This window comes from Nocardioides jiangxiensis (assembly GCF_030580915.1).
GTDB lineage: Bacteria > Actinomycetota > Actinomycetes > Propionibacteriales > Nocardioidaceae > Nocardioides > Nocardioides jiangxiensis.
The window spans coordinates 1,340,856-1,354,605 of sequence record NZ_JAUQTA010000001.1 but is presented as its reverse complement, the minus strand read 5'-3'; the positions used below and the strand labels follow the sequence as shown (position 1 = coordinate 1,354,605).

Sequence of the window (13,750 nt, the reverse complement as noted above, 5' to 3'; positions counted from 1 at the left end):
AGCTCACCTCCGCAGGCGAGCGGGCGGCTCGGTCAGTGGGCCACGCCGTAGAGCCGGTCGCCCGCGTCGCCCAGGCCGGGGACGATGTAGCCGTTCTCGTTGAGGCGCTCGTCCATCGCAGCGGTCACGACGGTGACCGGGACGTCGACTCCCTCGAGGCCGGCCTCGAGGTTGGCGCAGCCCTCCGGCGCCGCCAGCAGGACGACACAGGTGATGTCGTCGGCGCCGCGGTCGACGAGGAAGCGGATCGCCGCCGCGAGCGTGCCGCCGGTGGCGAGCATCGGATCGAGCACGTAGACCTGGCGACCTGACAGGTCGGCGGGCAGGCGCTCGGCGTACGTCGCCGCCTCGAGCGTCGCCTCGTCGCGCACCATGCCCAGGAAGCCGACCTCCGCGGTCGGGAGGAGGCGCATCATGCCGTCGAGCATGCCGAGGCCCGCCCGCAGGATCGGGACGACGAGCGGCTTCGGGGAGGCGAGGGCGGTGCCCACGGTGTCGGCGACCGGAGTCGAGATCGCCCGCGGCTCGACGCGCACCGAGCGGGTCGCCTCGTAGGCGAGCAGGGTGACCAGCTCGTCGGCGAGGCGACGGAAGGTCGGCGAGTCGGTGCCGACATCGCGGAGGGTGGTCAGCTTGTGGGCGACGAGCGGGTGGTCGACGACGACGGTCTGCATGCAGGGAACTTTTGCATGACGGCAACACGAACGGGGTTGGAGCGAGGTCACGAACCTGTCACGCTGGGCGCATGGCGAGTCCTGACGACGTCGACATCGCGCTGGCGGCGTACCGCGAGGAGGGGGTCTGGCAGCTCCAGGAGCTGGCGGACCCGGTGCTCACGAGCCTCGACGCGGTCATCTCGGGCCTGCGCCGCTTCCCCGGCGACGGGGGCGCGATCGGCCTGCTGGCGCTCGACGAGGACGTCTTCCTCGTCGTCCGGGTGGCGGGACCGCAGGTGCGCCTGCTGCTCTCCGACGTCACCGCCGCCGACATCTACGACCTCGCCCGCGAGGTGATCGAGCACCTCGGCCTGCCCTACCCGGAGGAGGACGACGAGCCGGCGCCGGCCGGAGACCTCGCGATCCTGTCCGACCTCGGCGTGCGCGCCGGTGACATGGGTGAGCTGATCGACGACTTCGACCTCTACCCTGACGAGATGCTCTCCGACATCGCCGACCGGCTCGGCTTCGGCGACGACTTCGACGACCTGGTCGGGCTGACGAACGCGTGATCCCGCACCAGCAGTGGGTGGCCCCGATGCGGCTCGCCCTCGACGAGGCCCGCGCCGCGCTCGCGACCGAGGACGTGCCGATCGGCGCCGTCGTCCTGTCGCCGACCGGTGAGGTCATCGGCCGTGGCCGCAACACGCGCGAGGCCACCGGGGACCCGACCGGACACGCGGAGGTCGTGGCGATTCGCGAGGCCGCGGGAGCGGTCGGGGAGTGGCGGCTGTCCGGCTGCACCCTGCTGGTCACCCTCGAGCCCTGCACGATGTGCGCCGGCGCGATCGTCCTCTCGCGGCTGTCGCGCCTCGTCTTCGCGGCGTACGACGACAAGGCCGGCGCGGTCGGCTCGCTCTGGGACGTCGTGCGTGACCGTCGCCTCAACCACCGTCCCGAGGTAGTGGCGGGTGTGCTCGCCCGCGAGGCGTCCAGCCTGCTCGACGACTTCTTCCGCACGCACCGCGGCTGAGTCCGGACCCGATTTTCGACCGGCGGCGCTGCTCCGGTAAGGTTCCCCACGGTGTCGTGTCCGAGCGGCCTAAGGAGAACGCCTCGAAAGCGTTTGTGGGGGTGACTCCACCGAGGGTTCAAATCCCTCCGACACCGCGGTTGGTCAGGGCGGGTCCTCCGGGGCCCGCCCTGATCCGTTCCTGGACGGGGATCCACAACCGTCGGCTGTGAATCCCGGTCGAAACAGGCGCTTCACGTGTGAGTCCGGACGCGGCACCGTGGGCGCATGCCCGGCTACGTCACCACCCGCGGCGCCTGGGGCGTCGTCGGTGCCTTCTCGCTCGTGGGTGCGGTCACCCAGCTCGTCTGGCTGACCTACGCCCCGATCACCGACGAGGCCGCCGGCCACTACGAGGTCTCGACCTCGGCGATCGGGTGGCTCGCCAACATCTTCCCGCTCTGGTACGTCCTGCTGGCCGTGCCCGTCGGGGTGGCCCTCGACCGGTGGCTGCGCGGGACCGTCCTGGTCGGCGCACTCGTCCTGGCGGCTGGGTGCCTGGTCCGGCTGGGCGACGGCTACGGCTGGGCCTTCGCCGGGCAGACGCTGACGGCGATCGCCCAGCCGCTCGTCGTCACCGCCATCACGCCGGTCGCGGCACGCTACCTGCCGGAGGCGGAGCGGCCGAAGGCGATCGCGCTGGCCACCGCGAGCACCTTCGCCGGCATGATCGCCGCCTTCGTGCTCGCCACCACCGTCGACCTCGGTCCGCTGCTGGGGATCGAGGCAGTGGTGGCGCTGCTCGCCGCCGGCCTCCTCGCCGTCGCGTTCCGCGCCGAGCCGGCAGCCGTCGAGGCGCCCCGTCCGGCCACTGCCCTCGCCGACTTCCGTGCGGCCTGGGGGAGTCCCGTCGTACGCCGGATGTGCCTGCTCGTGCCGGTGCCCTTCGGCACGTTCACCGCCCTGACCACCTGGGCCGAGCCGCTGCTCTCACCCGCGGGGGTCACGGCCGACCAGACCGGCCTGATGCTGATGGCGAACGTCGTGGCAGGCGTCGTGGCCTGCGCGGTCCTGCCGGTCTGGGCTGCGGCCCACGGACGTCGCCGCGTGACGCTGCTCGTCGGGGTGGTCGTGGCGGTCCTGGCCTGTGTCGCGCTCGCGGTGCGGCCCTCGTTCCCGGTCGGGATGGTGGGCCTGCTGGCCGTCGGCGCCCTCCTGCTGCCGTCGCTCCCGATCGTGCTCGAGCTGAGCGAGCGCGCGGCGCCGCTCGTGGCCGGCTCCGCTGCCGGGCTGGTCTGGCTCGCCGGGCAGTCGGGCGCGCTGGTCGTCACCGGCGTGACGGGGCTCTGGCTGGACGCCCCTGCCGCGGCGTTCCTGCTCCTCGCCGCGATCACGGCGGTCGCCCTCCCCCTGGTCCCGCGGCGCGAGGTCCTCGACGGTGAGCCGACCGGGCCGGGTCACCAGGTCGTCAACCCTGTGTGACGCCCCCGAAACCTGCGCGCGGTTGAGTGGTCTCCACGACACGACGGCGACGGGAGAACGCTCATGGGCACCACTCGACGGGGTCCTCTCCGCCTCGCTCACGTCCTCGCGCAGCGGGTGCACGGTGGCGTCGCCCCGAGCAGCCCCGCGCCCGTGTCGCCCGGTGACGACGGTGTGGTCAACGTCGACAGCACCGTCGTCACCGTCGACTTCCGGCGAGCAGCCCGGCTCCGCCTCCCGATCGAGCCGCCGACGTACGGCGCCGCGGTGCTGACGTTCGCGCGGCCGCGCAGCGAGATGCTCCTGCACCCGAGTGCGGCGCGCTAGCTCAGCGACCCCAGCGGAGCCCCTTCAGCAGGCGGGCGACCATCTCCTTCTGCGAGCTGGTCTCGGTGCCCGAGTGCGCGGCGTCCGACGACTCGGCGTGCGCACGCGCGGCGGCCGAGTCCGGGAACGCGTTGTAGGCCAGGTTGAGCACCTTGTGGGCGGTCTTCGGGGCGGCGACGTGCATCGCGGCGCCCATCTGGCCCGAGAGGGTGTTGATCGCCTCGGGCTTCTCGACGAGCGCGCGGATGACGATGTCGCCGGCCTGGGCCGGGGAGATGGTCGGGAACTTCTCGTACATCTTGGTCGGGGCGATCATCGGCGTCCGGACGAGTGGCATGCGGATCGTCGTGAACGAGATGCCGTCGCCGTGCAGCTCGCTGCCGACGACGTTCGACCAGGAGTCGAGGGCGGCCTTCGACGCGGCGTACGCCGAGAAGCGCGGGATCTTGGTGAGCACGGCGATCGAGGAGAGGTTCACGACGTGGCCGCCGCCGGTCTCCGCCATCTTCGGGATCAGGCCCATGACCAGGCGGATCGCGCCGAAGTAGTTGAGCTGCATGGTGCGCTCGAAGTCGTGGAAGCGCTCGAGCGAGAGCTTCACCGAGCGGCGGATCGAGCGGCCGGCGTTGTTGACCACGAAGTCGATCCGCGGGAGGTCCGCGGAGAGCTTCGCGGTCAGCGCGTCGATGGCCTCGTAGTCGGAGAGGTCGCACGGGTAGACGTAGGCCTGGCCGCCGCGCATCTGGATCGTGCGCTGCAGCGCCTGGAGCTTCTCGGCACCGCGGGCGACGAGCACCGGGATGCCGCCGGCCTGGGCGACCTTCTTCGCGGTGACCTCGCCGATGCCGGAGGAGGCGCCGGTGATGACGACGTACTTGCCCTCGAGGGCCTTGCGCGCCTTCTTGTCGTGTGCCGTGGTCTGGTCGAGGTTCTCCTCCCAGTAGTTCCACAGCAGCTCCGCGTAGGACTCCAGCGGCGGCACGGAGATGCCCGAGCCCTCGAGCAGGGCCTGGGCCTTGGAGGAGTCGAAGACCGCGGTGAAGTTGACGTGGCCGAGCACCTCCGAGGGGATGCCGAGGCGGCCGATGGTCTGGTCGAAGATGAGCGTGGCCGGCCTGGAGTGGACCGCAGCTGCAAAGAGGGACGCGGGGCGGAGGCCGGCAGGGAGCGCCTGGATGGCGCGCGAGTCGGAGACCCGGCGGTCCAGCGGGATGGCGAACTTCGGTGCCCGCGCCGCCTTGCAGAAGAGGTTGATCATCTCGATCGCGCCCTGCGGCTCCGGGTTGGTGAGGAAGAAAGCCTGGCCGTCCTGGCCGGGCACGTGGCCGATGTGGTCCATCGCCTTGGCGACGTAGTCGACCGGCACGACGTTGGTGTCGCGCAGGTCGAGGCCGAGCAGCGGGATCCAGCCCGGCAGGGTGTCGCGCAGGCGCTTGATCAGCGGGAAGAAGTAGTAGGGGCCGTCCACCTTGTCCATCTGGCCGGTCTGCGAGTCGCCGACCACGATCGCCGGACGGTAGACGCGCCACGGCACCGGCGACTCCTCGCGCACGATGCGCTCCGACTCGAACTTCGTGCGGTGGTACGGCGAGGGCAGCGGCTGCCCCTCGTCGAACATGTCCTCGGTGAAGACGCCCTTGTAGTCGCCGGCCGCGGCGACGGAGGAGACCTGGTGGAACGTCCCGACGCCGAGCGCACCCGCGAGGACGAGGGCGTTGCGGGTGCCGTCGATGTTCATCGCGTCGTTGGTCGCGTCGTCGGCGGTCATGTCGTAGATCGCGGCGAGGTGGAAGAAGTGGCCGATCTTCCCCGTGTTGCTGGCGATCCAGGCGGAGTCGACGCCGAGGCCGGGGGAGGAGAGGTCGCCGACGACGGGGACGACGCGGCCCTCGTTGCCCCCGGCGGTCCACTCGGCGATCAGCGCATCGAGGCGCTTGAGCGAACCAGCGCGGCAGAGGACGTGGATGGTGCCCTCGCGGTTGGCGAGGAGCTCGCGGACGAGGAAGCGGCCGATGAAGCCGGTGGCGCCGGTGACGAAGTAATCGGACATGGGTGCACGCTGCCGTTCTGCTGGGAGCCCGTCAAGGGTCGGGGAGGCGGGTGAGGACGTCTTTGGGTACGCTGTAGTACCAAGATAGGTCCAACCACCCCTCTCCGGATAGGGTTTCCGCGTGTCTGTGCCCCACGTCTCACCCGCCCGCCTCCCGCGCGGGCGGCACGGCATCGACGCCGAGGTCGTCGCCGCCTCCCAGCGCCAGCGCCTGATGCGTGCCGTCATCCAGGTCGTCGGCGAGCGCGGCTGGAGCGAGACCCGGATCGCCGACGTCGTCGCGGCGGCGGCTGTCTCGCGGCGTACCTTCTACGAGCTCTTCGGCGGGCTCGAGGCCTGCTTCATGGCGGCGGTCGATGCGGGCTTCGACCTGCTGACGGCGGCCCTGGACGAGCCCGACCCGGCAGGCGAGATCGACTTCGAGGCGCGCGTGCGCCGCTTCCTCCGCTACTACCTGCAGCTGCTCGAGGTCACGCCGGGCGCGACCCGGGCGCTGCACATCGAGATGGTGCGCGCCACCGACGAGGTGCGGGCCCAGCACGACCGCCTGATGGAGGCGATCGGGGAGCGGCTGCTCGCGGCGCGGTTCGGCGACGGCGACCGTGGCGGGGTCCCGGAAGACGTCGGGGTCGCCCTCGTGGCCGGGTTCGAGCACCTCCTCAGCCGGCACATCCGTCAGGGCGGCGACGTCTCCGCCCTGGCCTCCGTGGTCGACGACGCTGCGGCGATCGCCGTCCGCGCCCTCGCCGACTGACCGCCGGCGCCCCCGCGCAGCCCGGGAAAGTCCTTCCCAGGCATTGACTACGGGCGTTGTCAGGCGTTTCCTTGGACCATGGCGAAGCGCAGCCGCAGTGTCGGCCTGGACCCGGACGTCGACTTCGTCGAGATCGCCCGCAACCTGTCCCTGTACGAGTTCCCGTGGGACACCCTGCAGTCGCTGAGCCTCGCGCTCTTCCGCACCTACGCGGTGCCCGCGATCGGTGGGCTGCTGGACCGCACCGGCGCCTTCATGGGCGCGACGCAGAAGCGCTACGACGACACGGGGATCCTGCTCGAGGTGCCGCTCATCGAGGGCTTCGACACCCCGCGGGGCAGGGCCGCGATCCGCCGGATCAACCAGATGCACCACATGTACGACATCGGCAACGACGACATGCGCTACGTGCTCGCCACCTTCGTCGTCGTACCGCGCCGGTGGATCGCGGACTTCGGCTGGCGTGACCTGACCGACCTCGAGGTCCGTGCGGTCGTCCGCTACTACCGCGAGCTCGGGCGCCACCTGGGGATCCGCGACGTCCCGACGACGTACGACGACTTCGCTCGGCTCATGGACGACTACGAGGCGGCCCACTTCGCCTACGACGAGGGTGCCGCGCGGGTCGCCGCCTCGACGCTTGCGCTCCTCCGCACCTTCTACCCCCGACCCCTGCGTCCCCTCGTCGACGTCGTCAGCCGGTCGCTCATGGAGCCGGAGCTGCTGGCCGCGTTCGGGCTGGCCGAGCCCGGACGGGTCGCGCGCCGCCTGGCCAGGCTGGCGCTGCGCCTGCGGGCGCGCTTCGTCGCCCTGCTGCCGCCGCGGCGCCGGCCGCAGCACGTCGCCGACATGCGGCGGATCCGCAGCTACCCCGACGGCTACGTCGTGGAGGAGATGGGCACCTTCGCACCCGGCTGCCCCGTGCCGCACGGCGCGGCGCTGCAGCGGTCCCGGGACGCGGGCGCAGCGCAGGCCGTCGGGGAAGGGGCCTGAGATGGGCTTCGGACCCGGGTCGCTGCTCTACGAGTCGTACGGCGACCGCGCGGGCTTCGTGTTCGCCCCGGCCACCGGTCTGATGCAGCTGATGTACCCGGCACTGGGCAAGGGCGTCGAGGAGCACTCGGCCTTCTACGACGAGCCCTTCGCCCGGCTGGTCCGGTCCGTGCCCCAGATCCTCGGGATGATCTTCGACGGGGACCGCGCAGGCGAGCAGGCGCACGGGGTGCGCGACTTCCACCGTGACATCAAGGGGACGATGCCGGGCGGCGAGCGTTACCACGCACTCGATCCCGAGACGTTCTTCTGGGCTCACGCGACCTTCGTCGACGTCGCGTTCCGGGTCGACGACCTGGTCCGGCGACGGATGTCGCGCACCGTCCGCGAGGCGTACTACGCCGAGACCGTCGACTGGTGGCGGATGTACGGGATGACGATGCGCGTCGTGCCGCGGACCTACGGCGACTTCCTCGAGTACTGGGACCACCACGTGGAGAACGTGCTCGAGGTGACGCCGGCCGCCCAGGGGCTGATCGACTTCCTCAACGAGCCGTGGCGCATGGAACAGCCCTGGCTGCCGGGTCCGCTCTGGCAGCTCGGCTCCCGTCTCGGCGGGCTGCCGGCCCGCGACATCGCGGCCGGCTGCCTCCCGCCGGTCCTGCGCGAGCGCTGCGGCTTCGGGTGGAACCCCGCCCAGGCCGCCTCGCACGCAGCGTTCATGACGTCGATGCGGGTGGTCTGGCCGCACGTCCCGGAGCGCGTGCGGCTGCTGCCGCGCGCACGGGCCGCGTACCGGCGCCAGGGGCGGACCGGCTTCGACGCCGCGATGGCACGGGTCGAAGCCGGCCCGGTGCCGGGCCTCGCACGCGAGGCGTGAGCGGCCTCAGCCCTCCAGGCCGCGCGCCAGCGCGGCGATGATCTCCGGACGGAGCCGCTCGGCCGAGATGACCGCGTCGACCGACCCGACGCGGACGGCGCGGTGGATGTCGTGCACGCCGTCGAACTCGGCTGCGACCTCACCCAGCTTCTCGGCCCGGACCGCCGAGCGCAGCCGGGTCAGCTCCACCGCCAGCCGGCCTCGCTCGGCAGGCGCCGCGTCGGCGACCGCCTGCTCCAGCTCGGCCACCTGCGGGTCGGAGGCGGTGCGCTTGTCGACGTCCGCCGAGAAGACGACCGCGGCTGCCGGGGCGCCGCCGATGACGGAGGCGAACGAGCCCTCCAGGGCGAGCACCGTCATCCGCGGGTTGAGGGCCTTGGAGAAGACCACGAACGCGCCACCGTGGTAGCGGGAGATCACGACGAAGACGATCGGGCCGTCGAAGTTCGTGATCGCGCGGCCGATCTCGGCGCCGTATTCGAGCTGGAGGTTGCGCATCGAGTCGGGCGAGCCGTCGAAGCCGGAGAGGTTGGCCAGCACGACCAGCGGACGGTTGCCGCTGGCGGCGTTGATCGCGCGCGCCGCCTTCTTCGACGACCGCGGGAAGAGCGTGCCGCCGGTGTAGACGTCCGGACCGTCGGCGGGCGGGAAGCCGCGACGCGGCACGGGCTTGGACTCGATGCCGAGCAGGCAGACCGGCTGGCCGCCCAGGTGCGCGTCGAGGACGACCGCCGTGTCGGCATCGGCCATGCCCGCCCAGCGCTCGAGCGTCGCGTGGTCCTGGTCGGCCACAGCCCGCATGACCGTACGGATGTCGAAGGGCTTCTTGCGGTCGGGGTTGTGCTCCCGCGAGAAGATCTGGCCGACCGTGGTGAAGTCGCTCGACGGGTCGCTGTGCGGGAACGGCCGCACGTCGCGGTCGACCGGGTCGGTGGTCGGTGCTGCGCGCGGACCGGCCTCGCCCGGGGCGACGTAGGTGTGCTCGTAGTGTGCCATCAGGACGTCGAAGGCGCCCGGCAGGTCGGCCGCCCAGTACTGCGCCTGGCCGTTGGCGCCCATCACGCGGTCGTAGCCGCCGATGCCGAAGTTGTCCTCGGCCGAGACGCCGCCGGAGAAGTCGAGCGACTGCTTGCCGGTCAGCACCATCGCGCTGTCCGGGGTCATCACCAGGATGCCGCGGGTGTGCATGAGCATCGTGGCCTCGGCGTTCCAGTAGGGCTGGGCGCCGACGTTGATGCCGGCCACGACCACGTTGATCTCGCCTCCCGCCTGGGTGAACTCGATGATCCGGCGCAGGCCGGCTGCCACCCAGTCCATGTTCTCGGTGCCGGACTCCATCGAGATGCGGGCACCGGCGGAGAGCGCGTACCACTCCAGCGGTACGCCGAGACGCTCGGCGAGGTCGATCGCGGCGATGACGCGGGTGCACTCCGCTTCCGACACCGCGCCGAGTGCCTTGGTCGGGTCGCCGCACAGGACCACGCGCTGCACGCCCTCGGGGTGCAGCGTGGTCGGGGTGGAGACGAGGCCGGCGATGATGCCGGCCTGGTTGAGGCCGCGCGGTCGGTCGACGGGCACCAGGGCGCCGGAGTCGTCGAGGTCGTGCTCGATGAACGAGCCGGTCGCGCCGGTCAGCAGCGGGAGCAGCTCGTAGGGGTACACCAGGCCGCGGCGGCGGGCGCGCAGCACCTTGCCGTCGTACTCGTCGAGGGGCTTGAGGGGCTCGGTCGGCGGGGCCTCGACGGCGGCGACGACCCGGCCGCCCGGGCCCCGCGAGAAGCGGATGCAGGCCGGGTGGGCCGACCCGTCGGGGCCGGCGAGCCGGCCGCTGACCGCGACCTCGTCGATGCCGGCTGCATCGGTCAGCGGGGTGATCTTCCGCTGCAGGGCGGTGAGCTGGTCGACGTCGGCGTCGACGACGGGCCAGACGTGGACCCACACGTGGTTGAGGTCGAGCCTGACGCCGGTGGCCCCCCGCGCGGTGCGGGCCCGGCGCACGGCCTCGAGGCAGTTCTCGATCGCCCGCTCGGCGTGCGGCACGCCGCTCACGCGCCCGTCCTCGTCCCGGACGACGGCGAGCTGGCGGACCTGGGCGAGGGCGACGAGGCGGCGGTCGTCGGCGTTCTCCCGGGCGACGCACTCGTAGAGGAGCACGTCCTCGGGTGCGTCGAGACGGGTGATCCGGAAGTCGCGGAGTCGCCAGAGGTCGAGACGGCGGGCCACCATCGGGTGGACGCCGTGGACCAGGTCGTCCTCGACGACCACGCCGTCGGCCCCGGGCCGGAAGGTGAAGTAGTCGACGCGACCGGCATCCGGCGGGCACACCGCGACCGTGACCCGTCGGGTACGGGCGACCAGCCCGGTCGCCGCGAGCGCGTCGCGCAGGCGATCGGCGGTCTCGGCGGACGTCGACGGGGCCTCCGCCCAGTGCAGGAAGAGGTCGATCGCGACGTCCGGGCCGGCCGAGGCCGTCGTCAGCGCGACGTCGAGGTCGCGGACCAGCGCAGAGCCCGGCGTCGCCAGCTCGGACCACGTGCCGGTCGTGGTGAGGAGCAGGCGGTCCTGGCCGTCGAGCTGGTAGCCGGCGTGGAGGATCTCCCGGCCGTCCCGCGCCGCGGCGGTGAGCTCGCCGAGGGCCTCGCGGTAGTGGCGGCGGGTCATCACCTCGAGCATGGGCTCGGGCGCGCCCGCGCCGGCGGCGATGCGTTCGCCGAGGAAGCTGACGATCTTCTCGGGGATGGCGGCGAGGGCCTCGACCCGGGCGGTCCGGTCCGGTGCGGAGGGCGAGGCGGCCAGGGCCGCCACCTCGTCGCGGACGCCGGCCACGACCGCCGCGCGCTCGGCGTCGACCAACGGCTGGTCGAACCACCGGAACCGGATGCTGCGCGCCAGGTCGCCGACCACGGGGAAGCGACGCTGGCTGGCGCCCTTGAGGCGCTCGAGCCGGTCGCGGACCTCCGACGCCTCCGCACCCGACGGTGCCGGCTCGTCGATCCAGCGCTGGAGCACGGCGACCACGAGGTCGGCGTCGGCGGCGGGACCCTGCTGGGCGAGGAACATGCGGAAGACAGCGTCCTCGAGGGTCGGCGTGCGGTCCAGCCCGGTCACGCCGTAGTGGCGGAGCACGCGACAGAGGCGCTCGCGGAACGCGTCCGGCAGGCCGCCACGGTCGGCGTCGAGGCTGCGCAGGTAGGTGTGGAAGTGCTCGCGTGAGCTGTGGACGCGCAGCTCGGTGCGGCGTTCCTCCTCTGCCGGGCGGTCGCGGTGGAGGTCGGCGACGTCGGTGAAGAGGTCGACCAGGGCCGAGTCGGTGGCGAGGACGCCGCCACCGGCAGCGCGGAGCTCGTCGCGGGCGCTGAGGTACTCCTTGAGCGCCGCGCTGCGGTCGCCGCGTGGCACGTCGTAGCCGAGAAGGAGCGCGGTGAGCGTCGCGCAGGCCCGCTCGACCCGCTCCTCGAGGGTGGCCGGCTCGGAGCTGCCGGGGAGGTCGATCGCCGGCCCGTCCGTGGCGGCGGCCGCTGTCGCGACGTCGCCGGAGACCGGTTCGACGCGCAGCAGCGGGGCGCCGGTCTCGACCTGGCTGCCGGTGGTCACCTGCAGGTCGCGGACCCGGGCCTCGAACGGCGCGGGGATCACCGTCTCCATCTTCATGCTCTCCAGCACGAGCAGGGGTGCACCCGCGGGGACGATGTCGCCGACGGCAGCAGGGGTCGCCACGACCAGCGCGGGGGCGGGGGAGCGGACGACGCCGCCCTCGTCGCGGCTGATCCGGTGGGTGACGCCGTCGACCTCGACCAGGTGAACCGGGCCGTGGACGGCCGAGACCACGCGGTGCCGACGGCCCCCGACGGCCAGGTGGGCGTGGAAGGAGTCGAGCCACTCGATGGCGACGTCGGCCGTCGCGCTGCCCGCGCCGGCGTCGAGGGTGATCCGGTAGCGGCCGGGAGCCAGCTGCAGCGCCGTCAGCCGGTACGTCGTGCCGCGGAGCTTCACCTCCACGGGCTCGCCGACCTTGTGCTGGGCCTGCGGACGACCGCCGTGGGCGGTCTCGAGGAGGCGGGCCCGCTCGACGGCGACCTGCTCGTCGTACGCCGCGATGGCGGCGACGAGGAGGGCGGCCTCGCGATGGGCGTCGGTGGCCAGACGGCCCTCGGCGCGGGCGCGGTCGATCCAGGCCGTGTCGGCCCAGGCCGGCTCGCCGACGGTGACCTCCGGCTGGTCGAGGAGGTCGAGGATGAAGCCCTTGTTGGTCGTGCCGCCCTCGATCACCACGGTCGTGTCGGCCATGGCGCGGCGCAGGCGCGCGAGTGCCTCGTCGCGGTCGCGGCCGTAGGCGATGACCTTCGCGATCATCGAGTCGAAGTCGGCGGGGATGACGTCGCCCTCGCCGAGACCGGTGTCGACGCGCACGCCGGGACCGCTCGGCAGGCGGAGCAGGGCCACGCGGCCGGGGGCCGGGGCGAAGTCACGGTCGGGGTCCTCGGCGTTGAGCCGCGCCTCCACGGCGTGGCCGGATTCCGCCGGTCGCTCGACCGACTGACCGGAGCCGGTGAGGTCCGCGAGGCGTCCGCCGCGGGCGACGTGGACCTGCGCCTTCACCAGGTCGACGGAGGTCGTGACCTCGGTGATCGGGTGCTCGACCTGCAGGCGGGTGTTGACCTCGAGGAACGCGAAGGAGCGCTCCTCCGGCTGGTAGAGGAACTCGACCGTGCCGGCGCCGACGTAGCCGACGGCGAGGGCCAGTCGCTCGGCCGACTCCTTGAGCAGCGCCACCTGCTCGGGAGCGAGCAGCGGGGAGGCCGACTCCTCGATCACCTTCTGGTTGCGGCGCTGCACCGAGCAGTCGCGTACGCCGAGGGCCCAGGCGGTGCCGTGGGCGTCGGCGATCAGCTGGACCTCGACGTGGCGGGCGCCGGTGACGACGCGCTCGAGGAAGACGACGCCGCTGCCGAAGGCGCGCTCCGCCTCGTCGCGGGTGCGCTGGTAGGCGTCGGTGAGCTCCGCGGGCGTGCCCACCTTGCGGATGCCCCGGCCGCCGCCACCTGCCGTGGCCTTGAGCATCATCGGGTAGCCGATCCGCTCCGCCTCGGCGAGCGCGTCCTCGAGGGTGTCGACCGGTCCGTTGCTCCACGGCGCCACGGGCACGCCGACCTGCTCGGCGATCCGCTTGGAGCCGATCTTGTCGCCGAGCTGGCGCATGGCGGCAGCGCTGGGGCCGATGAAGGTGATGCCGAGCCGGTCGCACAGGTCGACGAAGGCGGGGTCCTCGGCGACGAAGCCCCAGCCGACCCAGACCGCGTCCGCCCGGGTCTCGGTCAGGGCGCGCTCGAGGACGGCGAGGTCCAGGTAGGGGCGTGCCGACGCGGGGCCGAGCCCGTAGGGCTCGTCGGCCTCGCGGACGAACATCGCGTGCCGCTCGACGTCGGTGAAGAGGGCGATGGTGGTCAGGTCCTGACCGGCCGCCGTGAGGTCGCGGACGGCGTGGATCAGCCGCATGGCCGACTCGCCGCGGTTCACGATCGCGATTCGGGAGAACACCAGTACCTCCGGGGTGGGCGCCCTGGTGGCGCGTCGAAAGGGCAGAGAGGGCCGTCGC

General features: G+C 72.7%; 10 protein-coding genes and 1 tRNA gene. 8 read left to right on the top strand and 3 right to left on the bottom strand.

Annotated elements, in window-relative coordinates; translation table 11 throughout:
* Window positions 1-32: 32 nt before the first annotated feature.
* On the bottom strand, window positions 33-674 hold the full coding sequence (gene upp / locus Q5722_RS06605) for a uracil phosphoribosyltransferase (RefSeq protein ID WP_305027413.1): 642 nt from the start codon (window positions 672-674) through the stop codon (window positions 33-35).
* Window positions 675-745: 71 nt separating this feature from the next.
* On the opposite strand from upp, the gene Q5722_RS06600 reads away from it, so the two are divergent.
* From Q5722_RS06600 to Q5722_RS06580, 5 genes are all read left to right on the top strand, one after another.
* Window positions 746-1,228, top strand: coding sequence for a tRNA adenosine deaminase-associated protein (locus tag Q5722_RS06600; RefSeq protein ID WP_305027412.1), 483 nt, complete (start codon window positions 746-748; stop codon window positions 1,226-1,228).
* 26 nt (window positions 1,229-1,254) lie between these two features.
* Complete coding sequence (locus tag Q5722_RS06595) at window positions 1,255-1,689, top strand: nucleoside deaminase (RefSeq protein WP_305028342.1); 435 nt, start codon at window positions 1,255-1,257, stop codon at window positions 1,687-1,689.
* A gap of 50 nt (window positions 1,690-1,739) precedes the next feature.
* Window positions 1,740-1,826: transfer RNA gene (locus Q5722_RS06590), tRNA-Ser, on the top strand.
* A gap of 130 nt (window positions 1,827-1,956) precedes the next feature.
* The gene (locus Q5722_RS06585) at window positions 1,957-3,150 is read left to right on the top strand and encodes an MFS transporter (RefSeq protein WP_305027411.1); all 1,194 of its coding nucleotides are present in this window, start codon (window positions 1,957-1,959) and stop codon (window positions 3,148-3,150) included.
* 63 nt (window positions 3,151-3,213) lie between these two features.
* Window positions 3,214-3,477, top strand: coding sequence for a hypothetical protein (locus Q5722_RS06580; protein WP_305027410.1), 264 nt, complete (start codon window positions 3,214-3,216; stop codon window positions 3,475-3,477).
* A gap of 1 nt (window position 3,478) precedes the next feature.
* Here the strand turns inward: Q5722_RS06580 and Q5722_RS06575 are convergent, their stop codons facing one another.
* A complete protein-coding gene (locus Q5722_RS06575; RefSeq protein ID WP_305027409.1) occupies window positions 3,479-5,527 on the bottom strand; it encodes an SDR family oxidoreductase in 2,049 nt (682 codons plus the stop codon).
* Between the two features lie 121 nt (window positions 5,528-5,648).
* On the opposite strand from Q5722_RS06575, the gene Q5722_RS06570 reads away from it, so the two are divergent.
* The 3 genes from Q5722_RS06570 (at window position 5,649) to Q5722_RS06560 (ending at window position 8,154) form a co-directional block, all read left to right on the top strand.
* Complete coding sequence (locus Q5722_RS06570) at window positions 5,649-6,281, top strand: TetR/AcrR family transcriptional regulator (protein WP_305027408.1); 633 nt, start codon at window positions 5,649-5,651, stop codon at window positions 6,279-6,281.
* 78 nt (window positions 6,282-6,359) lie between these two features.
* Window positions 6,360-7,274 carry an oxygenase MpaB family protein gene (locus tag Q5722_RS06565; RefSeq protein WP_305027407.1) on the top strand — a complete coding sequence of 305 codons (915 nt, stop codon included), beginning with the start codon at window positions 6,360-6,362 and terminating at the stop codon, window positions 7,272-7,274.
* A 1-nt stretch (window position 7,275) separates the two neighbouring features.
* Entirely contained in the window at window positions 7,276-8,154 is an 879-nt protein-coding gene (locus tag Q5722_RS06560) for an oxygenase MpaB family protein (protein ID WP_305027406.1), read from the top strand.
* 6 nt (window positions 8,155-8,160) lie between these two features.
* Here Q5722_RS06560 and Q5722_RS06555 read toward each other — a convergent pair whose 3' ends face one another.
* A complete protein-coding gene (locus Q5722_RS06555) occupies window positions 8,161-13,692 on the bottom strand; it encodes an ATP-binding protein (protein WP_305027405.1) in 5,532 nt (1,843 codons plus the stop codon).
* Window positions 13,693-13,750: the final 58 nt, after the last annotated feature.